This window comes from Dysosmobacter acutus (assembly GCF_018919205.1).
In the GTDB taxonomy this organism is placed as follows: Bacteria; Bacillota; Clostridia; order Oscillospirales; family Oscillospiraceae; genus Oscillibacter; species Oscillibacter acutus.
Genome location: NZ_JAHLQN010000001.1, coordinates 1410742 through 1431234, shown reverse-complemented (window position 1 = coordinate 1431234; position 20493 = coordinate 1410742). Strand labels below are relative to the sequence as shown.

The following is a 20493-nucleotide window of genomic DNA, read 5'->3' as shown; positions in this document are numbered from 1 at the left end:
CGGCCGCCCCAATGGGGCGGCCGGCCTTTTGCAATTACTCAGAAGGTTCCTCACTGTTCAGCCGGTCGATCTCCTCTTTACACAGGCGCCCCTGCCGCAGCAGCTCCTCCAGTTTCACCTCGTCCCCGTCCTGCAGGGCGTCCCGCACCTCGGCGATGTGGGCGATCAGCGCGTCGGTCTCCGCAAGCAGCGCCTCCCGGTTGTAGAGGAACAGCTCCTTCCAGATCATCTCATTGAGGCAGGCAATCCGGGTCATGTCCTTATAGCTGCCGCCGGTATACCCCACGTAGTTGGCGGACACCGGACTCTTCACATAGGCGTTGGACACCACGTGGGCCAGCTGGGAGGTGTGGGCGATCATCCGGTCATGGGTCTTTTTGTCACAGACCTTGATCCGCCCAAACCCAAGGCTTTGGAACAGGGCACCCAAGTTCTCCAGGTCGCCCTCCGCCGTGGCCGCCGTCGGGACCAGAATCATGTTGGCCCCTTTATACAAATCGGCAAAGGACCGCTGGAAGCCGCCCTTTGCCAAACCAGCCATGGGGTGGCCGCCTGTGTAACGCAGGCCGTGCGCTACGGCCAGAGGCTCCACCGCGTCGATCACAGCCGTCTTGACGCCCACCAGATCCACGATCACAGCGCCTTTTTTCATCATGGGAATATTGGCGCGCAAAAACGCAATGGTGCTCCGGGGATAGAGCACGGGGATCAGCAGGTCGCACGCCGCAATGTCGCTCTCATCGGCAATGCCGTCAATCGCCCCCTCCGCCAGCGCCTGCTCCGCCACCGCCCGGGTGCGGTTCCACCCCAGGACCCGCCAGTCGGTGTGGGCCCGAAACGCCTTCGCCATGGAGCCGCCGATCAGGCCCAGCCCCGCAATGACCACTGTTTTCATATCCATTCCCCCATCTGATTTGAAAACTCCGCTAATTGACAATGCAGGTATTTTAGCACATCAAAGTGTAAAAGTCAACGACAGTCTCCTATCATAGAAGCCGAAATTCCTCCGGCCGAAATCCGGATTTTTAGTGCTTTCAGCGGTTCCGGCCGGGCCGCCCTCCGCAGCCGGCTCAAAGACAGCAAAAACCGGGGCGCAGCTGCCCCGGTCTCTGCCGTTATGAATGCCTTTTTATGTAGAACGCGAAAGAATGGAGTACTCTTATTTCTCCCAGTAGTTGACCTGGACGCCCTTGTTCTGCTCCACGGCCAGCTTATAGGCGTGGGCAACCACGCACAGGTCCTCGATGCCCATACCGACGGCGTTGAAGTAGATGATTTCATCGTCGTTCTCACGACCGGGCTTCTTACCGTTGATGATTCCGCCAAGCTCGGAATAGATGTCCTCATCCTTCAGCAGGCCCTGGCTGTACATCAGGGCGATGGGGCTGATCATGCGGTGCTTGATGCCGTCCCAGGTGTCGCAGACGATCTTACTGGCCTTGCGAACGCAGTCATAGGTCACCTCGTAGTCGGCCATCTGGACCATCAAGCAGCCCTTCTTCAGCCATTCGGCCTCCACAAAGGGCTCGTTGGCCAGTGTGACGGTGATGATGACATCGGCTTCCCGGGCGGCGGGCTCCACGGTTTCAGTAGCGGTCACCTTGACGCCGAACTTAGCGGACATCTCGTCGGCAAAGGCCTGGGCGCGATCCAGGAACAGGTCGTAGATGTACACCTGCTCAATGCCGGGGCGAACCAGCAGAGCGGCCTCCAGCTGAGTGCGGCCCTGGGCGCCGGCGCCGCAGATCAGGACGGTTTTCACGTCCTTGCGGGCCAGATACTTGATAGCCAGGCCGCCGGCCGCGCCGGTGCGCTTGGCGCTGACGGTGGTGGCGTCGGAAACCGCCAGGGGCAGCTTGGTATCCGGATCGTTGAGGATGACGGTGACGCTGGCGCGGGGCAGGCCCTTCTTATAGTTCTGAGGACCGCTGCCGATCCACTTGATGCCGGCCATGTTGACGTCGCCGCCCACATAGCCGGGCATGGCGTTGATGCGGCCGTAGACATTCTCATCCTCCGGCGTATTGCCCCAGCGCATCACGCACTTGCTGGGATTGATCACATCGCCCTTGTCAAAGATGGACAGGCACTTTTCCACATCCTCCATCACAAGGCTCATATCGTTGGCCACCAGGGAGTTGACGACCGCGTCGTTCATGAACAGGATATCGTGTTTCATTTTTTACCACCTCATATAAAAATTTTTACTTTACTTATTGCCGGTTTTGAAGTACTCGATGATCTCATCCCTGCTCAGCCCCTCCAGGCCCAGATTCTTCAGGGAGCGGCCCTCCGTGCGGAAGTCCTTTCCGTAGATGCTGCAGGCAAGGGTGATCACCGCGTCGATGTTGGGGGTCTCCACCCCGGCCGCGCGGCCCAGCGCCGCGATGGGGACCAGTCCGTTGGGCACATCCTCCGTCATGTAGCGGGCCTGGATAGTCTTGGGGGCCATGATGTCGCCGTAGGCGTCGTTGTTCTGAATCCGCTCATACAACGTGTCACCGTGGGTATCATAGCTGCGCACCAGCCACTCCATGGCGGAGAGAAGTTCAATGCCGTAGGCCTTGCCCACTGCCACGCGCTCGGCGTCTAAGCGTTCGATCAGGCCAGCCACGGAAGGGGTGATACCGTCCCAATAATAGCGGTAGCCCCGGGGATCATTTTCGATCCGTCCGATATTCAGCAGCACGGGTGTGGGATGGAACATGCTGCCGATGTTGGCCAGGCTGGTGCCCAACACGCTCTGGGCCGGAGTAAACTGGGGATAAAAGGGCCCCAGAACATCCAGAACCTCCTGGATGCGGTTGCCCGGAAAGGCGCTGATTTCCACCGAGGTCTTTACGCCGTAAATATGTACCGACGCCGGACCGGTCTTCCGGCAGGAGTAGATCAGCGTCTGGGTCTCAGAGACGATGACATCCTTCTCGCAGCCGCAGGCGCGGATGGTCTCCAAAAACTCCAGCGCGCCCGCAGTTCTGCCCGGGTTGAGCACCACGATCTGGCCGTCCTCAAGAGAGTCGGCGCAGGCCTTGGCGATCATCTTATGGGTGAATGCCGGGGTGACCACCATCACAAGCTTCGCGCCGCTGACAGCCGCCTTTACATCGGAGGTCACAAGCGCAGGCGTCACCTGCTGCTTCTTTCCCTCACAATTGAGCTCAATGCTCCCGCTCTTCTGAATCCCCTCCAAAAACTCAGGGAACAGATCGCACAGACGCACCTGGCCGCCCTGGCTGGCAATGTGGGCCGCGATGGCGGTGCCGCCGTTTCCAGCTCCGATCACTGCTACTGATGTACTCATGTTACGCGCTCCTTCTATTTTAAAATCTGAATTTATCCCGGTTTTATCGGTGCGCCAACCGCGCCGCAATATTTCCAACTCTTTTCCCTTCTGTTTGGAAGAAAATTATTGTGATTTATATTATATAGAAATAATTATATTTTTCAATACAATTTTCTATAAAATTTTTATTCTGTCCGTAGATTTTCCATGTATTTCTTTGGTGAAAACAGAGAAACATATAAAATTTCTTCCACAATTGACAAATTAATCTATTATTTTCCAATTCTACCGCAAAGATTATTTTATTTTTTCTTGCCATTGCGTTGAAAAAGGTCTAAAATGACCAACAGAAATAAAACTTTTTTAAGGGTTTATAAGAGTATCTCTTACCCTTTCAGGAGGGATGTCCGTGCAAAAGCTATTGAAACAGATCCAGCAGTCCAGCCAGGACCTTCCGCAGGCCCAGCGGGCTGTGGCGGAATATGTTCTGACCCATTATATGGACATCCCCTTTATGTCCGTCACCAGTTTGGCGCGGGCCATTGGGGTTAGCGACACCACCATCATCAAGTTCTGCATTCAGCAGGGATTTGACGGTTATTCCAGTTTTAAAAAGATGCTGGCCGACCATGTTCAGTCGGAGGTCACCATGTACAACAAGCTGGAGCAGCAGTTGGACACCATGACCGGCAACAATACGCTGGAGCAGGTACTGGCCTGCGACATCGGCAATCTGGAGGCCACGCTCAGTAACCCTATCAACCACGAGAATTTTGACCGCTTTTTGGATGCCCTGGACAAAGCGAATCATATCTATGTCCTTGGCCTGCGGACCGCCTCCATGCAGGCGGAATATCTGGCCTCCAGCCTGCGGGTACAAAACCGCAAGGTGTTCACCTTCCCCAACAACGGGCACTTCGTGGATCAGCTGTGCCAGGTCACCCCGGACGACCTGTTCATCGCCGTCACCTTCTCCCGTTACTCCACCAACACCGTCAAGGCCCTGCAGTACCTCTCCACCCGGAAGGTGCCCTGCGCCGCCATCACCGATTCCACCACCAGCCCGGCCTATGGTCTGGCCGACATCTCCTTCATCTGCGAGACCAAATCCTTCAGTTACCAGGGCTCCTATGTGGCCTGCGCGGCGCTGATCGACGCAATCATCACCGCCTCCGCCAAGCGCCGCAAGGAGGAGACCACCCAGCACCTCCACCGTCTGGAGGACGCCTTTCAGGAGTTCAACTCCTTCCTGTCTTACGACATGCACGACGGCACGCTCTGAGTATCAAAAAAGAGGACCGGTTCCGTGGAACCGGTCCTCTTTTTTGATGTCTTTTTATTGTTTTGACGCTGCTCTCAGTGCTAAAGTCAGCATTTGTCCCATGAAGACCGACCGCAGTGCCCGACGCCCCAGAGCAGAAAAAAGCCCCGCTTTTTAAGCCGCGGGGCTTTTTCCATTTTTCCGTTACGCGCCGCAGACCTCCACCAAAATGTCGATGGCCTGCTTCAGCTGTTCCATGGGAATATTCAGCGCCGGCAGCAGCCGGACCTTGCCGTGGGCATTGAGCACCAGCACACCCTTTTTTAGGCAGCCGCTGATCACCTCGGCGGCGCTCTTCTCCGTTGCCACGCCTACCATCAATCCCATGCCGCTGACGCCCAGGATGCCTTTCTTCCCCGTCAGCGACTCTTTGATGTAGGCGGACTTCTCCCGTACCTCGGCCAGGAGCTTTTCGTCAATGCGGCTGATGGTGGAGATGGCGCCAGCGCAGCAGATGGGGTTTCCGCCGAAGGTGGAGCCGTGGGTGCCGGCGGTGAGGGTGTCCTGAAGCTTCTCCCCCAGCAGCGTGGCGCCCAGGGGCAGGCCGCCGCAGAGGCCCTTGGCCGTGGACACAATGTCCGGCTTCAGGCCGAAGTTCATGTAGCCGTAGAGCTGTCCGCTGCGGCCGTTACCCAGCTGCACCTCATCCACCATCATGAGGATATCCTCTTTGGCACAGAGGTCGGCGATGCCGGCAATAAACTCCGCGTCCAGCGCATTGACGCCGCCCTCGCCCTGAACGCACTCAAAGAGGATGCCGGCAACCTTGTTTTCCGCTGCCTTCTCCTCCAGGTCCTTTAAGTCGTTGGCTTTAGCATAGACAAAGCCCGGTGTCAGGGGCTGGAAATACTGGTGGAGCTCATCCTGGCCGGTGGCGGCCAGCGTGGTGATGGTCCTGCCGTGGAAGCTGCTGGTCAGGGTGATAATGGTTTGATACTCCGGCCCCTTGTGGTCGGCGGCGTATTTCCGGGCGGCCTTGATGGCGCACTCATTGGCCTCCGCGCCGGAGTTGGAGAAGAACACCTTCTTCATCCCCGTCCGCTCACAGAGCATCTGGGCCAGTGTGGCGCAGGGCTCCGTATAGTAGAGGTTGGAGGTGTGCTGGAATTTATCCATCTGGTCGATGACCGCCTGCTTCCACGCCTCGTCACCGATGCCGAAATTGTTGACGCCGATGCCGGTGCCCAGGTCTATGTACTGCTTGCCGCTTTCATCCTCCACTACCGAGCCCTTGCCCTTGACGATCTGAAGCGGGAAGCGGTTATAGGTATTTGCCACGTAGGTCTGGTCAAGCTCTTTGATGTTCATTGTTCTTGTCCTCCACAACCATAGTTCCGGCGCCTTCGTCGGTCAGCATTTCAATCAGGATCGCATGGGGCACCCGCCCGTCTAAGATAATCACTTTTTTCACACCGTGGTTGATGGCTTCGATGCAGCACTCCACCTTGGGGATCATCCCTCCGGAGATCACACCGCTGCGGAAGAGCTCCACCGCGTCGTTGATGTCGATGCAAGGGATCAGGGAGTCCGGGTCGTCCTTGTCCGCCAGGATCCCTGCGATATCCGTCATGGTGATCAGCCGCTCCGCCCCCATGGCCCCGGCGATATAGGCTGCGGCGGTGTCCGCGTTGATGTTGTAGACGTTGCCCTCCATATCGCAGCCCACGGTGGACACCACGGGGATGTACCCCTTCTCCAGAAGGTCTGTGATGGGGTTGATGTTCACAGCGGTGATTTTCCCCACATAGCCCAGGCGGTCATCTTTCATTTGTGCCTCGATCAGATGGCCGTCGATGCCGGAGAGGCCGATGGCCACGCCGCCCTTGGCCTCCAGATAATTGACCAGGCTCTTGTTGATCTTGCCCGCCAGCACCATCTGGACGATCTCCGCCGTCTCCTTATCGGTGACCCGCAGGCCGTCCACAAAGCGGCTCTCCTTGCCCATGCGCCGGAGCATATCCGTGATCTCCGGGCCGCCGCCGTGGACCAGCACCACCTTGACGCCGATGAGGGACAGCAGGACAATGTCCTCCATCACCTGCTGCTTCAGGGTTTCGTTGACCATGGCGTTTCCGCCGTACTTGATGACCACCACTTTGTTATAGTACTTCTGAATATAGGGCAGGGCCTGGGTCAGGACCTCCGCCCGCTGGGAATTGGTAAGATTCACTGACATGTCGTTCCCCTCCCGGATCAGGTGCGGTAATCGCCGTTGATCTTCACATAGTCGTAGGTGAGGTCGCAGCCCCAGGCCGTGGCGGAACACTCTCCGTCGTGCAGGTCGATGAGAATGTCGATCTCGCTCTCAAGAAGAATCTCCTTGGCCGTTTCCTCGGAGAACTCCACTCCGGCCCCATCTCTGCACACCAGGAGCTCGCCCTTGGGCGAGGAGAAGCTGACCTCCACCTTTGAAACGTCCACATCTGCCCCGCTGTAGCCGATGGCACAGAGGACACGGCCCCAGTTGGCGTCGGCGCCGAACATGGCGGCCTTGGTCAGGGAGGAGCAGATCACCCCTTTGGCCACCACCTTGGCGACAGATTCACTCCTGGCGCCGGTGACCTTGCACTCTAAGAGCTTGGTGGCCCCTTCGCCGTCGGCGGCAATGCAGCGGCACAAATACACGGTCAGGGTGTTCAGCGCCTCCATGAAGGCGTCAAAATCCGCTCCCTCGGCGGTAATCTCCTGATTCCCGGCCAGGCCGTTGGCCATTACCGTCACCATGTCGTTGGTGGAGGTGTCCCCGTCCACGCTGACCATGTTGAAGGTGCTCTGGATATCGGTGGACAGCGCCTTTTGCAGCATGGCCGGACTGATTGCGCAGTCGGTGGTGAGGAAGACCAGCATGGTGGCCATATTGGGGTGGATCATGCCGGAGCCCTTGGCGATGCCGCCGATCTTACAGGTCTTGCCCCCTGCGACGAAGCTCACCGCCAGCTCCTTGCGCTTGGTGTCGGTGGTCATAATGCCTTCCGCCGCCAGGTCGCTGTGGTCTCCCAGCCCCTCCACCAGGACGGGAATGCCGCCGGCAATGGGCGTAATGTCCAGCGGCTGGCCAATGACGCCGGTGGAGGCCACGATCACGTCCTCCGGCTTGATGTGCAGCGCCTGGGCCGTGAGCACGCTCATCTGCTCCGCCACTTCAATGCCGTCGGCGTTGCAGGTGTTGGCGTTGCCGCTGTTGCAGATCAGAGCCTGGGCCTTGCCGTCGGCAATGTGCTTTTTCGTCACATAGAGGGGCGCTCCCTTGACCAGATTGGTGGTATAGACCGCCGCCGCGCTGGCCGCCACCTCGCTGTAGATCATGGTCAGGTCCCGCTTGGTCCGATTCTTCCGGATACCGCAATGTACGCCGTTGGCCGTAAAGCCCTTGGCCGCGCAGATGCCTCCGCTGATGAGTTCCATAGTCCTCTTCCTTTCTCAAAGCTCCAGGCCGCAGGTGGGATCCGTCCCCAACACCAGGTTGAGGCATTCCACCGCGGCGCCGGAAGCGCCTTTTCCCAAATTGTCGTACCGGGCAATGAGCGTCATCCGCTCGTCGTTTCCGCAGACGGTGATCTGCATGGAGTCCTTGCCCGTCAGGCCCCCCGCGGAGAGGAATCCCTCCTCGTCCGCCGCCGGGCAGTAGCGCACCACCGGCCCCGCGTATTTCGCCTGATAGCAGGCCCTCACGTCCGCCGCCGTTTTCCCCGCCGTCAGGTCCCGGGCAAAAAGGGGCACTGTCACCACCATGCCGCTGTAGAAATCCGACACAATGGGGCAGAAAATGGGGGCAGCGTCCAGCCCGGCCACCGCCTGCATCTCCTTCAGATGCTTGTGCTGCTGCGTCAGTCCATACTGGCGGGGCGCGTCTAACAGCGCATCCCGCCCGTCTGCCTCATACTGGGCGATCATCTTTTTGCCGCCTCCGCTGTATCCGGTGATGGAGTGGCAGCTCAAACGGGCATCGGCCGGGATCACTCCCGCCTCCACCAGAGGCTGCACCAGGGCGATGAAGCCGCTGGCATGGCAGCCGGGTACCGCGATCCGTCGCCCCTTCTCCACACCCCGGGCAAAGGAGCCGCCCAACTCCGGGAAGCCATAGGCCCAGCCAGGCGATGTGCGGTGGGCGGTGGAGGTGTCCAGCACCACCACGTCCTCGTTTTCAATCAGTCCCACCGCCTCCACGGAGGCCGCGTCCGGCAGGCACAAAAAGGCCACGTCGCAGCTGTTGAGCATCCGGGCGCGGCAGGAGATGTCCTTGCGCTCCTCCTCCGACAATGTCAGCAGCTCAATGTCCCCACGGCTCGCCAGCCGCTCATAAATCCGAAGGCCGGTGGTGCCGGCTCTGCCGTCAATAAATACCTTTGCCATCCTGATCGCCCCTTTGACCACAGCACGGGAAGCTCCTGTGCTATTCAAATTCTTATGAATAATCATACTCCTTATTCGCAAAAAGTCAATAAAAATACGGTAATTTCTGTGTATACTCGTATTTTTATTCGTACCCCTCAAAGTTGGCGCCCAACTTGCCATGATTTATGGCGATTTGCACAACCTTTTCCCTGTTTTTTCAGCTCTCCCGGGCCGCAGCGAAACTCCGGATCACGGTTTTTTCGGCCGGTATTCAAAGTTTTTGTATACCATTCATAGTTTTCTGTATGTTTTCTGTGGATTGCGTCAAAATTTTCTCCTTGACTTCCGGGAGAGCGCCTTGTATAATGAAGCAAATTCAAAAAGGCAATGAGGAAGAGGGACGGTCTGCAAGCCTTCAGAGAGCCGGCGGGTGGTGCGAGTCCGGCGGGGAGCATGCCAATGTCCTATGACTTCTGAGCCGAGGGTTCGAGCGCGAAAGCGGTTAGGGCCTCTCCGTGTATGCTACGTAAGTGCAAAGGGATTGCTGGATCCTGAAGGTGGCGGACGAATGAGCCGCAATTTGAGTGGTACCGCGGGTGCAGAGAATGCTCCCGTCTCAAAGGTTTTCTTTGAGACGGGAGCTTTTTAGTTGGCCGCAAGCCGGCCCAATCAGCGAAAGGAGCAAATTATATGAGCTATCATCTCGAAACCAAATGCGTCCAGGGGGGCTACACCCCCGGAAACGGCGAACCCCGGCAGATCCCCATTGTACAGAGCACCACCTTCAAATACGCCACCTCCGAGGACATGGGCAAGCTCTTTGACCTGGAGGCCAGCGGCTATTTCTACACCCGGCTCCAAAATCCCACCAACGATTATGTGGCGGCCAAGATCGCGGAGCTGGAGGGCGGAACCGCGGCCATGCTGACCTCCTCCGGTCAGGCGGCCAACTTCTTCGCCCTTTTCAACATCGCCTCCTGCGGCGACCACATCGTCTCCTCCTCCAGCATCTATGGCGGCACCTTCAACCTGATCTCCGTCACCATGGCGAAAATGGGCATCGACGTGACCTTTGTCTCCCCCGACCCTTCGGAGGAGGAGCTGGAGTCTGCCTTCCGGCCCAACACCAAGTGCGTGTTCGGCGAGACCATTGCCAATCCGGCCCTGACGGTGCTGGACATTGAGCGGTTTGCCGCCGCTGCCCACGCCCACGGCGTGCCGCTGATCGTGGACAACACCTTTGCCACCCCCGTCAACTGCCGGCCCTTTGAGTGGGGCGCGGACATTGTCACCCACTCCACCACCAAATACATGGACGGCCACGGCGCGGCGGTTGGCGGCGCCATAGTGGACAGCGGCAGGTTCGACTGGATGGCCCACGCGGAGAAGTTCCCCGGGCTGTGCACGCCGGACGAGAGCTACCACGGCATCACCTATGCGGAGAAGTTCGGCAAGGAGGGCGCCTTCATCACCAAGTGCACCGCCCAGCTGATGCGGGACTTCGGTTCCATTCAGTCTCCCCAGAACGCGTTCTATCTGAATCTGGGCCTGGAGAGCCTCCACGTGCGCATGGCCCGTCACTGTGAAAACGGCCAGGCGGTGGCGGAGTTTTTGGCCGGCCACCCCAAGGTGGCCTCTGTCAGCTACTGCGGCCTTCCCGGTGACAAGTACTACCAGACGGCCCAAAAGTATCTTCCCAACGGCTCCTGCGGCGTGGTGTCCTTTGAGCTTAAGGGAGGCCGCGAGGCGGCGGCCGCCTTCATGAAGGAGCTGAAGTTAGCGGCCATTGAAACCCATGTGGCCGACGCCCGCACCTGCTGCCTGAATCCCGCCTCCTCCACCCACCGCCAGATGAGTGACGAACAGCTCCTCCAGGCGGGCATTCCCGCCGGCCTTGTGCGCATGTCCTGCGGCCTCGAAAGCGCCTCGGACCTCATCGGCGACATCGCCCAGGCCTTGGACGCCGTACGGTAAAAGGAGAAGGAGTATGCCCATCCGGATTCCCAATCAGCTGCCCGCCACGGCCACGCTGACCAACGAAAACATCTTTGTCATGACGGAGACCCGGGCCATGACCCAGGACATCCGTCCTCTGGAAATTCTGCTTTTGAACCTGATGCCCACCAAGGTGGACACGGAAACTCAGCTGGCCCGCGTATTGGGCAACACGCCCCTCCAGATCCAGCTGGAGCTGATCGCCCCCTCCGGCCATGTGTCCAAAAACACCCCGGAGCAGCACATGCTGGCCTTCTACAAGTCCTTTGACGAGGTGCGCCACCGCAATTTCGACGGCCTGATTATCACCGGCGCGCCGGTGGAAAACCTGCCCTTTGAGGAGGTGGACTACTGGCCGGAGCTGTGCGAAATCATGGAGTGGAGCAAGACCCACGTCCACTCCACGCTCCACATCTGCTGGGGAGCCCAGGCCGGGCTCTACTACCACTACGGCATACCCAAGATTCCGCTGCCGCAAAAGCTGTTTGGGGTGTTCCTTCACACGGTGGAGGATCCCAACTTCATCCTCTTCCGGGGGTTTGACGACCAGTTTTGGGTCCCTCACTCCCGCAACACCACAGTGCTCCGGGAGGATGTGGAGCAGGTCCCGGCGCTCAAGGTCCTGGCCTCCTCGGCGGAGGCGGGGATTTACGCCCTCAAGACCGACCAGGGCCGGCAGATTTTTGTCATGGGCCACTCGGAATACGACCGCGACACGCTGAATCGGGAGTATCTGCGGGACGTGGCGGCCGGGGTGCCCATCCAGCTTCCCCGGCACTACTTCCCCCAGGACGATCCCGCCCGGACGCCGGTGGTGAACTGGCGCTCCTGCGCCAACCTGCTCTACTCCAACTGGCTCAACTATTTTGTCTATCAGACCACGCCCTATGATCTTTCCGCGATGCAGCAATAAAAAAAGGCCCTGCCGGAGCCATTGCTCCGGCAGGGCCTTTTTGATGGATTGCTTCGCTTACAGCACCTGACGGCCGTTGATAAACTTGGCGGCCACATGGCGGTCGTCGGACTGCTGGACCACCCGCTCCAGACGCTGGCGGACGGAGCGCTGGTTGAAATCCGCCAGGGAGGAGTCGTCGATGACCACCGCGTCGAAGAGGCTTCCCTCTTCAAAGCTGCCGGCCTTGCCCCAGAAGGAGGAGCCGCCCTTGGTGGCGATGTAGAAGGCCTCGGACAAGGAGAGATAGGTCTTCTTGGCAAAGGGGTCTCCCTTGCGTTCGTTGGCTGCCCAGTAGACCTTGGAGGCGGTGGTGGCGTCGGCGATGGCGCGGAACAGGTTCAGCGTGTTGGCGCCGGCCATGTCGCAGCCAAGACCCACATGGACACCGGCCTCCAGATAGCGGCGAATGGGCGCGCCGGAGCCGCTGGAGTGGAGGTTGGACTGGGGGCAGTGGGCCACCCACAGGTTTTTCCGCCGGCTCATCATCTCAAACTCCGCGTCCGTGGGATAGACGCAGTGGGCCATCACCGTGGGCACACCGCCGCCCAGCATGCCGTACATATCGTAGGCCTGACCATAGAATTCGATCTCCGGCTTGAGCTCCTTCACCCACTCGATCTCATCCAGCCCTTCGGACAGATGGGACTGAACGGGCACGTTGAACTCCTCCACCAGCTTTTGCAGCCCCTCCATGCACGTATCGGTGCAGGAGGGCGTATAGCGGGGCGTGACCATGGGCTTGACATAGGGATGGCGGTTCACCGTCTCCTCCAGCCATTTCCGGGTCTCGGACAGGCTCTCCTCCGTGGTCTCCTGGAGGCCCTCGATGGAGTTGCGGTCCATGTTCAGCTTGCCCACATAGGCGGCAAAGCCCTTCTCGGCAAGCTTGTCCATCAGCAGCTCCGTGGCGGGCCGGTGGATGGTGCCGAAAATGCACAGCCGGGTGGTGGTGGTCTTCAGCAGGTCGCCCACGAACTTGTCATAGGCCATGTCGGCGTACTCAAGATCGGCGTAGTGGCTCTCCTCCGGCAGGGAGTAGGTCTCAAACCAGGTGTTCCACACGCTGTCCAGGTCCAAGTCCATGCCCAGTCCCCGGAACCCGTACTGGGGCGCGTGGATATGCATGTCCGCCATGCCGGGAATAATCAGCTTGCCGGTGTAGTCCCGCACCGGGATGTCCTTGAACTCCCCGGGCAGCTTTTCGTAGACGCCCTGCACCAGGCCGTTCTGACAGACCAGGTAACCGTCGTCGACGATGGTAAAGCGCTTGGGATCGGGGGTGTGGATGATGGCGCCCTTGAGGGCAAACAACTTGTCGTTCATCTGAAACTTCCTTTCCATCTCAGTTATCGGGAGGTACGGATATAAGGCTTGCCAAGGGCCGCGGGGTCGGAGTTGCGCTTTGCCACGATCAGCAGCGAGAGGGCGGTCAGCAGATAGGGCAGGCCGGTGAAGAGCTGGGTGGGCAGCGTGATGCCCAGGGCCTGCATGCGGAACTGCAGCGCGTCCGCCGCGCCGAAAAAGAGGGAGGCCAGGAAAATGCCCAGGGGGTTGCGCTTTCCAAACACCACCACGGCCAGGGCAATGTAGCCCCGCCCTGCGGTGATGTTTTCATAGAACACGCCAAGCTGGCCTAACAGCAGATAGGCGCCGCCCAGACCGCCCATGATGCCGTTGAAGGCCGCGGCGGCGTACTGGATGCGGTAGACGGGAAGGCCCACCGTATCCGCCGCCCGGGGATTTTCACCGATGGAGCAAAGGGACATGCCCCACACAGTGCGCCGGAAGAAAAAGATCATGGCGACGATCAAAAGAAACACGATGTAGGTGACGATGTCCTTGTTGAACAATGCCTCGCCGATGAGCGGTATCCTGCACAGTCCGGGAATGGGGATGCTGGAGAGCGTGGGGATCTGGGGAATGCCGTAGGCGTTGACCAGCAGCATGAAGAGATAGCTTGTGATGCCGGTGGCCAGCAGGTTCAGCGCCACACCGGCCACATTCTGGTCCTGGCGCATGTAGATGGAGAGGAATGCGTGGAGCATGCTGAACAAAAGCCCGCCCAACATGCCGCAGAGGAAGCCGATCAGCAGGCTGTCGGTGAGATAGGCGCCGGCAAAGCCAAAAAACGCGCCGCCGATCATGACCGCCTCAATGCCCACGTTGATGATGCCCGCCTTCTCCGACACGTCCTCGCCGATGGCCGCGCACATCAGCGGCATGGCCGTACGGACGGCGGCGGAGAGGAAGGTGGTCAGAAAGCCAATGGTCAAAAATTCACTCATACCTGTTCCACACTCACTTTCTGCCGCTTATGCTCCCGGTAGATCCTGACAAACTCCTTGCTGAGAATCATCACCACGATGAAGCCCGTGAGGATGGAGACGATGGACGCCGGGATGCCCATCTGGCGCTGCATGGTGTTGGCGCCCACCTGCAGCGCGGCAAAGCCGATGGATACGGCCACCACGGCCAGCGGGTGGTTCCGGGCCAGCAGGGCCACCAGGATGGCGGTGTATCCGTTTCCTCCGGAGAGATTCTCAAGGAGGCGGCGCTGCACGCCCAGAAGCTCGCTCATGCCGGCCATGCCGGCCAGTCCGCCGCTGATGACCGCGGCCAGCAGCAGGCTTCTCTGAACGGGAATGCCGGTGCAGAAGGCGCTGCGCCGGTTGCTGCCGCTGATGCGCAGCTCAAAGCCCAGCGTGGTGCGCCGCATGATGAACCAGAGCAGCAGCGCGCAGGCCACGGCGATGACAAAGCCAAGGTGCAGCCGGGTAGGCGGCAGCAGGGCGGGCAGGGACGCCTCCACACCGATGCGGGCGCTCTGGGGCAGGTTGTCCGAAGGGTCCTGGAGGAAGCCCCGAATGGCGATGCCCAGGATCATGGTGGCGATGTAGTTGAACATGATGGTGTTCACCGTCTCGGAGATGCCCATGCGGTTTTTGAGAAAGGCGGGGATAAACGCCCAGATGCCGCCGGCCACAAAAGAGGCGGCAACGGACAAAATCACCCGCACAAACCCGGGAGCGGGCAGCCACAGGGCAATCATGGCGGAGACCAGGGCGCCCATATAGAGCTGGCCCTCGCCGCCGATGTTGAAAAAGCCGGTGCTGAAGGCCACGGACACACCCAGTCCCACAAAGATCAGCGGCGTGGCCTTGACCATGATCTCCGCAAAGCCGTTGAGGTTTCCGAAGATGCCATAGACAAAATAGTAGCCCGCTTCCACAGGATTTGCCCCGGCCACAAGGATCAGCAGCACTGCGACCACCAGCACCGCCGCCGTCTGAAGCCCCAGGCGCAGCAGGTTCTTTTTCACGCGCGCACCTCCTCTAACTTGTGTCCGCCCATCAAAAGGCCGATGGTCTCCACGCTCAGATCCGGCGTGTTTTTTAGGACACCCATGATTTTGCCGGAAAAAATCACGGCGATGCGGTCGGACATCTTCATGATCTCCTCCAGGTCCGTGGAGATCAGCAGCACGCTCTTGCCGCTGTTGCGGCAGGCGATCAGCTGCTCATGGACGTACTCCGAGGCGCCGATGTCCAGTCCGCGGGTGGGCTGCATGGCGATGAGCAGCTGCGGCTCCACGCCGATCTCCCGGGCCAGAATGATCTTCTGCTGGTTGCCGCCGGAGAGGTTACCCACCCGGGCGGAGAGGCCCGGGGCGCGAACGTCGTACTTTTCCATGGCGGCGGCGGTGGAGGATTCGATCTGGCGGCGCTGGAAGATGCCGTGCTTTGCGTTTGGCGCCGCGTAGTAGCTGCGCAGCAGCAGATTATCCTTAACGTCGGCGTCCAGCACCAGGCCGTCCCGGTGGCGGTCGTCAGGAATGTAGGAGATGCCCATGCGGAAGCGCTCCCGGATGCCGGATTTGGCGATGTCTTTTCCCTGGTAGAGGATGGACCCGCCGCTCTGGCGGCGGATGCCGCAGATGGTTTCCGCCAGATAGCCCTGACCGTTTCCGTCCACACCGGCCACGCCCACGATCTCTCCCCGGCGCACCTCCAGGTCAATGCCGTCCAAAAGGGGCGTGCCCCGACTGCCGGAAAGGCTCAGACCCCGGATGCTCAAAGTGGCCTCCCCCGGCTCCATGGCCGTACGCTCCACTGTGTCCGTGTGCAGCTCGCGGCCGATCATCATCTGGGAGAGCTGGGACTCGGTGCACGCGCCGGTCTCCACCGTGGCCACGTTCCGCCCGTCCCGCAGCACCGTGATCCGGTCGCTGACCTCCATGATCTCCGCCAAGTGGTGGGAGATCAGGATGATGCTGTGGCCGTCCGCCTTCAATGAGCGCAAAATGGCGAACAGCTCCCGGGTCTCCTGAGGCGTCAGCACGGCGGTGGGCTCGTCTAATACCAGGAGCTTGGCGTTCCGGTAGAGTGCCTTGAGAATTTCCACCCGCTGCTGCTCGCCCACGGACAGCTGCTCGATCTTCTTGTTCACATCCACGATCAGCCCATAGCGCTGGGAAACCTCACTGAGCTGCGCCGCGATTTTTTTCGTATCAAGGAAGGGATATCCCTCCGGTTTGAGTCCTAAGACGATGTTTTGCAGCACCGTCATGTTCCGCACCAGCATGAAGTGCTGGTGCACCATGCCGATGCCGTGGAGAATGGCCTCCCCCGGCGTGCGGAACCGCACCGGCTCCCCTTTCCAGAAAATCTCCCCCCGGTCCGCCTGATACAGCCCGAAGAGAATGTTCATCAGCGTGGTCTTGCCCGCGCCGTTTTCTCCCAACAGAGCGTGGATCTGCCCCTCTTCCACGGTCAAATCCACATCCGCATTGGCTATCACACCGGGAAACTCCTTGGTGATGCCCTTCATTTTCAACAATTCCATACGTTTAAAGCCCCTCTTCTCCGCTTGGCGCAGACGTGCCAAGATGCAGGCCTCTCCGCTGCGATCCGCGCGTGGCAAAGAGGCCTGCATGTTGCCTTTTTAATTCAGGAATCAGTCGTTGGTAATCTGCTCAATGCGGGGCACTTCAATCTCGCCGCTCTTGATCTTTTCCATGGTTTCGGTGACCAAGTCCTTGACCTCCTGGGGGACCTCACCGTCCAACTCGCCGTAATCGGTGAGGCTCAGCACGTTGTCGGCGTAGCCGTACTCGTGGATACCGCCGGAGAAGGTGCCTTCCACCACTTCCTTCACGGCCACGGCCACCAGGTTCTCAATGTCGGACAGGTTGCACAGCAGCACGTTCTGAGGAGCCAGGCTCTGCTGGTCCAGCTCGCCCATGCAGTAGACACCCGCCTCTTCGCAGGCCTTGATCATGCCGGCGTTGCTCTGGTTGGCGCCGCCCATGATGATGTCGGCGCCCTTGTCGATCATGGCCTGGGCAGCCTCCTTGGACTTGGCGGCGTCGTCAAAGGAACCGGTGTAGGCGGTCATCACCTCGATGTCGGGGTTCTGGGCTCTGGCGCCCACCTTGTAGGCTTCCGCGACCTTGATGATGGCGGGACCCTCAACGCCGGCCACGGCGCCGATCTTGCCGGTCTTGCTCATGGCGGCGGCCAGCACGCCCTGAATGTAGCCGGACTCCTGGGTCTTCAGGTTGTAGGAGGCCACGTTGTCCGCTTCCACCGTGCCGTCGATGATGGCAAAGGACACGTCGGGGTAGCGCTCGGCCACGGCCAGGGCCGCGTCGCCGAAGGAGAAGCTGTGGCCGATAATCAGGTCAAAGCCCTGGGCGGCGTAGTCGGTGAAGACGGCCTCCATATCAGTGGGCTTCACGTTTTCCGTATATTTCACATCAATGTTGTAGAGCTCCTTGGCAGCCATCACCGCGTTGTAGGCATAGCTGCTCCACGCGCCGTCATTGGCGGGACTCACCAGGCACAGCGCCACCTTGGCATCGTATTCTCCGGCGCCCGCGGAACCGGAGCTTCCGGAGCCGGAGGCGCTGCCGCCGCTGCCGCTGCCGCCGCAAGCGGCAAGGGAGAGCACCATCATCAGGGTCAGGATCAGAGATACTACTTTTTTCATTGATATCTTCCTCCTTCAATTTTGTTCCTCTTGGGGTTCCCCGTTCTCCCGGGGAAAACTCCGTTTATTTCATTCCGCAAAGCGGAAAGGAACCGAGATTTGGCCCCGCTGCTGCAGGGCCTGGCCGGACAAATCCCTCCGGATTTTCGCCGGAAGCACTGCCTGGTATAAGTAAAATTATAGAGGGTATTTTTTCGTTTGTACACTGATTTTTTGTCGGTTTTTTTCTTTTTGTAGGAACTGGCAAAGTTCACCAGTGTCCGCTGTTGGTGGATAGGAAGATAGTTATATTCAAGTTTACTTATAATAGAAATCTAACTTTTTATCAGGTAAACAAACAAAAAAAGAGGTGAACCACATGGTTTCACCTCTTTTTTTGTTGAAAACCGGATCTGACTGATCAGCCGTTGTTCTGAATGGGAAATACAATTCCGCCCACGCTCAGACTCTCCATTTCCTCAAGGGGGATCACCTGATCCAGCACCTCGCCCTTGATGCAGCGGGTCTTCTCCACCTTGGGCCGGATGCTGCCGCCGGAGGAGGAGAGGTCCATCACCGTGCCGTCGGCTTTGGTCAGCAGAATCTCCACCTGCTCAAAGTAGCGCTCCTGGGTGCGCCGATCCTCGTCGCTGATTTGTCCGCTGGGCGCGTCGATCCAGGCCGCCGCGCTGTCCACCTCGTATTCCACACGGACCGCCACCGGGGAGACCAGGACATCCGTGATGGTGAAGGTCATACCGCCCTGCTCAAAGGTCTCTCCGCCGCCCAAGGACACTGACGCGTCCTCAAAGTCCACGTCAAAGCGGAACTTCCAGTGTCCGTCGATCAGCGAGACCGCCTGCCCGGCTTCATCGTCCCAGCGACGCAGTCCGTCAAATTCCGCTGTGGCGGTGCAGTTGTTCAAAGAGCGGTCGGCGCTGATGGTCTGGATCATCTGAATCTTGTTGTCGGCGGGGTCTTCATCCACAAACCAGGAGCTGCCGTGGGTGCCGCAGAAAACATTCAGGTCCGCCCCTCCGGTTCCTCCCATCAAAAGCTGGTTCGCGGTGACGCCTTCCGGCAGCAGAGGCGTGCCGTCGTCCCGGCGGATGGTGTAGACGATGCAGGCGTTATACCGGTCGCCGATGATGGCGTCGGCGCTGATGGTCACGCCGTTGTCCGTATCGCCGGCATCAATGGGGCGGCCGATTTTGTCAATAACCTCCGTCTGGGCCACGGAGCCGCCCAACAGCGGGGAAAAAACCTCCACGGCGTTTTTCAGCACGCCTGTGGCTCCGGCCCCCACCACCAGGACGGCTGTCAGGGCGGCGGCCACCAGGACCATGCGCTTCACCGGACGGCGGCGGGCCGTGGGCCGGGATACGGCAAGCTCGCCGATCAGCCGGGCCTTTTCCTCGTCGCTGAAGCGGAGGGAGTCCATCTCCCTGCGGTATTCAAACAGATTCTCCATATGCTGCTCCTCCAAATACATCTCTCAATTTTGCCCTGCCCCGGGCCAGCCGGGTGTGGACCGTGGCGGTGGGGATGCCCAGAAGCCCGCCGATCTCCCCGGCCTGGTACCCCTCATAATAATACAGGTAGATCACGGCCCTGTAGCGGGGCGGCAGCTCATTCACCGCCGCAAGCACGGCGCCGTCCGGCTGCTCAGGAGCCGCCACCTCCGCGCAGGCTTCCAGGTCGCAGGTCCTTCTGCGCCAGGGGCTCTTCAGCACGTCCTTGCATGCATTTGCCGTCGTGCGCAGAATCCATGCCTTCTCGTGCTCTTTGTTTGCAAAGTCCCGTTCCTCTGACATGAGCTTCACCAGTACGTTCTGGCACACGTCCTTTGCGTCCTCTGTGTTTTTCAAATAGCTGTAGCTCAGCCGGAGAATGGTATCCGCATACGCATTCACCAAATACTCCGCCCGGGTGTTTTGATCCATCGCGGTTCACTCCTTTTCACGCGGCTTCCCGCCGCCCCAGCGCCATGGCCATGTCGCTTTCACCTGTAATACGATCAAAGCCGGGAAATCCTTTCGCTGAAATCTCCCATTTCTTATTTTCAAAAAGTTCACAGGTCTCTCCTTGACATTCCCTTTTCCCGCGCTATAATGTTTGTCAGCAAACAATTTGCAAGCAAACAATCGAAAAAAAGGAGGGATTGCATGTTTTGCCCGGACACCGGCGCCTCGTTCCGTCAGGAGTCCATTTCCCACCAGCTGCGTGTGCTGACCAACAAGACCAACCGCAGGGCGGAGGCCATGATCCACATGGCGTTGAAGCGGGAGGTCACTCAGATGCAGGGACAGGTCATCGGATATCTGTGCATGCACAAGGACCTTGATGTCTTTCAGCACAATATTGAGGCCGTGTTCTCCATCAGCCGTTCCACCGCATCCAAGATGCTTACGCTGATGGAGGACAACGGGCTGATCACCCGGACCGGGGTGGCCAGGGACGCGCGGCTGAAAAAAATCGTGCCCACTGAGAAATCGGTCCGCCTGTTCCACCAAATCTCCCAGGGGATGGAACAGCTTGAGCAGCTGATGCGCGCCGGGCTCACCGATGAGGAGGTGCAGGAGCTGCTGCGTCTGCTCCGAAAGGTACAAAAGAACGTGGAGTGAGCTTCTCTCCACT

The 20493-nt window shown here is 59.5% G+C and carries 18 protein-coding genes; 4 read left to right on the top strand and 14 right to left on the bottom strand.

The features are described 5' to 3' along the window. Positions 1–34: 34 nt before the first annotated feature. From KQI82_RS06930 to KQI82_RS06920, 3 genes are all read right to left on the bottom strand, one after another. The gene (locus KQI82_RS06930) at positions 35–895 is read right to left on the bottom strand and encodes a prephenate dehydrogenase (RefSeq protein ID WP_216632121.1); all 861 of its coding nucleotides are present in this window, start codon (positions 893–895) and stop codon (positions 35–37) included. 264 nt (positions 896–1159) lie between these two features. After that, on the bottom strand, positions 1160–2179 hold the full coding sequence (locus tag KQI82_RS06925) for an ornithine cyclodeaminase family protein (RefSeq protein ID WP_216632120.1): 1020 nt from the start codon (positions 2177–2179) through the stop codon (positions 1160–1162). A 30-nt stretch (positions 2180–2209) separates the two neighbouring features. Then, positions 2210–3301 (bottom strand): NAD/NADP-dependent octopine/nopaline dehydrogenase family protein, encoded by a 1092-nt coding sequence (locus KQI82_RS06920; protein ID WP_216632119.1) that lies wholly within the window; start codon positions 3299–3301, stop codon positions 2210–2212. A 391-nt stretch (positions 3302–3692) separates the two neighbouring features. On the opposite strand from KQI82_RS06920, the gene KQI82_RS06915 reads away from it, so the two are divergent. Next, positions 3693–4565 carry a MurR/RpiR family transcriptional regulator gene (locus KQI82_RS06915; protein ID WP_216632118.1) on the top strand — a complete coding sequence of 291 codons (873 nt, stop codon included), beginning with the start codon at positions 3693–3695 and terminating at the stop codon, positions 4563–4565. 183 nt (positions 4566–4748) lie between these two features. On the opposite strand, the gene KQI82_RS06910 is transcribed toward KQI82_RS06915, so the two are convergent. Genes KQI82_RS06910 through argC form a run of 4 tightly spaced genes read right to left on the bottom strand, consistent with a single transcriptional unit; the run spans position 4749 to position 8957 of the window. Beyond that, complete coding sequence (locus KQI82_RS06910; RefSeq protein ID WP_216632117.1) at positions 4749–5912, bottom strand: acetylornithine/succinylornithine family transaminase; 1164 nt, start codon at positions 5910–5912, stop codon at positions 4749–4751. Then, entirely contained in the window at positions 5893–6774 is an 882-nt protein-coding gene (gene argB, locus KQI82_RS06905) for an acetylglutamate kinase (RefSeq protein ID WP_216633649.1), read from the bottom strand. Before argB ends, KQI82_RS06910 begins: the two co-directional genes overlap by 20 nt. Positions 6775–6797: 23 nt before the next feature. Then, entirely contained in the window at positions 6798–8009 is a 1212-nt protein-coding gene (gene argJ / locus KQI82_RS06900; protein ID WP_216632116.1) for a bifunctional glutamate N-acetyltransferase/amino-acid acetyltransferase ArgJ, read from the bottom strand. Positions 8010–8024: 15 nt separating this feature from the next. Continuing rightward, positions 8025–8957 (bottom strand): N-acetyl-gamma-glutamyl-phosphate reductase, encoded by a 933-nt coding sequence (argC, locus tag KQI82_RS06895; protein ID WP_216632115.1) that lies wholly within the window; start codon positions 8955–8957, stop codon positions 8025–8027. 672 nt (positions 8958–9629) lie between these two features. Between argC and KQI82_RS06890 the strand changes: the two genes are divergently transcribed. Next, a complete protein-coding gene (locus KQI82_RS06890; RefSeq protein WP_216632114.1) occupies positions 9630–10913 on the top strand; it encodes an O-acetylhomoserine aminocarboxypropyltransferase/cysteine synthase family protein in 1284 nt (427 codons plus the stop codon). Positions 10914–10926: 13 nt separating this feature from the next. Further along, a complete protein-coding gene (gene metA / locus KQI82_RS06885) occupies positions 10927–11847 on the top strand; it encodes a homoserine O-acetyltransferase MetA (RefSeq protein ID WP_216632113.1) in 921 nt (306 codons plus the stop codon). 57 nt (positions 11848–11904) lie between these two features. On the opposite strand, the gene KQI82_RS06880 is transcribed toward metA, so the two are convergent. From KQI82_RS06880 to KQI82_RS06850, 7 genes are all read right to left on the bottom strand, one after another. After that, a complete protein-coding gene (locus tag KQI82_RS06880) occupies positions 11905–13212 on the bottom strand; it encodes an amidohydrolase family protein (RefSeq protein WP_216632112.1) in 1308 nt (435 codons plus the stop codon). Positions 13213–13235: 23 nt separating this feature from the next. After that, positions 13236–14174 carry an ABC transporter permease gene (locus KQI82_RS06875; protein WP_216632111.1) on the bottom strand — a complete coding sequence of 313 codons (939 nt, stop codon included), beginning with the start codon at positions 14172–14174 and terminating at the stop codon, positions 13236–13238. Continuing rightward, entirely contained in the window at positions 14171–15208 is a 1038-nt protein-coding gene (locus tag KQI82_RS06870; protein WP_338148957.1) for an ABC transporter permease, read from the bottom strand. The genes KQI82_RS06875 and KQI82_RS06870 overlap by 4 nt, the downstream gene beginning before the upstream one ends. Continuing rightward, positions 15205–16731, bottom strand: coding sequence for an ABC transporter ATP-binding protein (locus KQI82_RS06865; protein WP_216632110.1), 1527 nt, complete (start codon positions 16729–16731; stop codon positions 15205–15207). The genes KQI82_RS06870 and KQI82_RS06865 overlap by 4 nt, the downstream gene beginning before the upstream one ends. Positions 16732–16842: 111 nt before the next feature. Further along, positions 16843–17877, bottom strand: coding sequence for a BMP family protein (locus KQI82_RS06860; protein ID WP_216632109.1), 1035 nt, complete (start codon positions 17875–17877; stop codon positions 16843–16845). Between the two features lie 400 nt (positions 17878–18277). Next, positions 18278–19327 (bottom strand): DUF4179 domain-containing protein, encoded by a 1050-nt coding sequence (locus KQI82_RS06855; RefSeq protein WP_216632108.1) that lies wholly within the window; start codon positions 19325–19327, stop codon positions 18278–18280. Continuing rightward, complete coding sequence (locus tag KQI82_RS06850; RefSeq protein ID WP_216632107.1) at positions 19311–19799, bottom strand: RNA polymerase sigma factor; 489 nt, start codon at positions 19797–19799, stop codon at positions 19311–19313. The genes KQI82_RS06855 and KQI82_RS06850 overlap by 17 nt, the downstream gene beginning before the upstream one ends. A gap of 222 nt (positions 19800–20021) precedes the next feature. On the opposite strand from KQI82_RS06850, the gene KQI82_RS06845 reads away from it, so the two are divergent. Beyond that, on the top strand, positions 20022–20480 hold the full coding sequence (locus tag KQI82_RS06845; protein WP_216632106.1) for a MarR family winged helix-turn-helix transcriptional regulator: 459 nt from the start codon (positions 20022–20024) through the stop codon (positions 20478–20480). Positions 20481–20493 lie beyond the last annotated feature (13 nt).

Bases quoted from the DNA above. Each gene is read 5' to 3' on its own strand.
- KQI82_RS06930 (WP_216632121.1), bottom strand. From the start codon at position 895: ATGAAAACAGTGGTCATTGCGGGGCTGGGCCTGATCGGCGGCTCCATG.
- KQI82_RS06925 (WP_216632120.1), bottom strand. From the start codon at position 2,179: ATGAAACACGATATCCTGTTCATGAACGACGCGGTCGTCAACTCCCTG.
- KQI82_RS06920 (WP_216632119.1), bottom strand. From the start codon at position 3,301: ATGAGTACATCAGTAGCAGTGATCGGAGCTGGAAACGGCGGCACCGCC.
- KQI82_RS06910 (WP_216632117.1), bottom strand. From the start codon at position 5,912: ATGAACATCAAAGAGCTTGACCAGACCTACGTGGCAAATACCTATAAC.
- argJ (WP_216632116.1), bottom strand. From the start codon at position 8,009: ATGGAACTCATCAGCGGAGGCATCTGCGCGGCCAAGGGCTTTACGGCC.
- argC (WP_216632115.1), bottom strand. From the start codon at position 8,957: ATGGCAAAGGTATTTATTGACGGCAGAGCCGGCACCACCGGCCTTCGG.
- KQI82_RS06890 (WP_216632114.1), top strand. From the start codon at position 9,630: ATGAGCTATCATCTCGAAACCAAATGCGTCCAGGGGGGCTACACCCCC.
- metA (WP_216632113.1), top strand. From the start codon at position 10,927: ATGCCCATCCGGATTCCCAATCAGCTGCCCGCCACGGCCACGCTGACC.
- KQI82_RS06880 (WP_216632112.1), bottom strand. From the start codon at position 13,212: ATGAACGACAAGTTGTTTGCCCTCAAGGGCGCCATCATCCACACCCCC.
- KQI82_RS06875 (WP_216632111.1), bottom strand. From the start codon at position 14,174: ATGAGTGAATTTTTGACCATTGGCTTTCTGACCACCTTCCTCTCCGCC.
- KQI82_RS06865 (WP_216632110.1), bottom strand. From the start codon at position 16,731: ATGGAATTGTTGAAAATGAAGGGCATCACCAAGGAGTTTCCCGGTGTG.
- KQI82_RS06860 (WP_216632109.1), bottom strand. From the start codon at position 17,877: ATGAAAAAAGTAGTATCTCTGATCCTGACCCTGATGATGGTGCTCTCC.
- KQI82_RS06855 (WP_216632108.1), bottom strand. From the start codon at position 19,327: ATGGAGAATCTGTTTGAATACCGCAGGGAGATGGACTCCCTCCGCTTC.
- KQI82_RS06850 (WP_216632107.1), bottom strand. From the start codon at position 19,799: ATGGATCAAAACACCCGGGCGGAGTATTTGGTGAATGCGTATGCGGAT.
- KQI82_RS06845 (WP_216632106.1), top strand. From the start codon at position 20,022: ATGTTTTGCCCGGACACCGGCGCCTCGTTCCGTCAGGAGTCCATTTCC.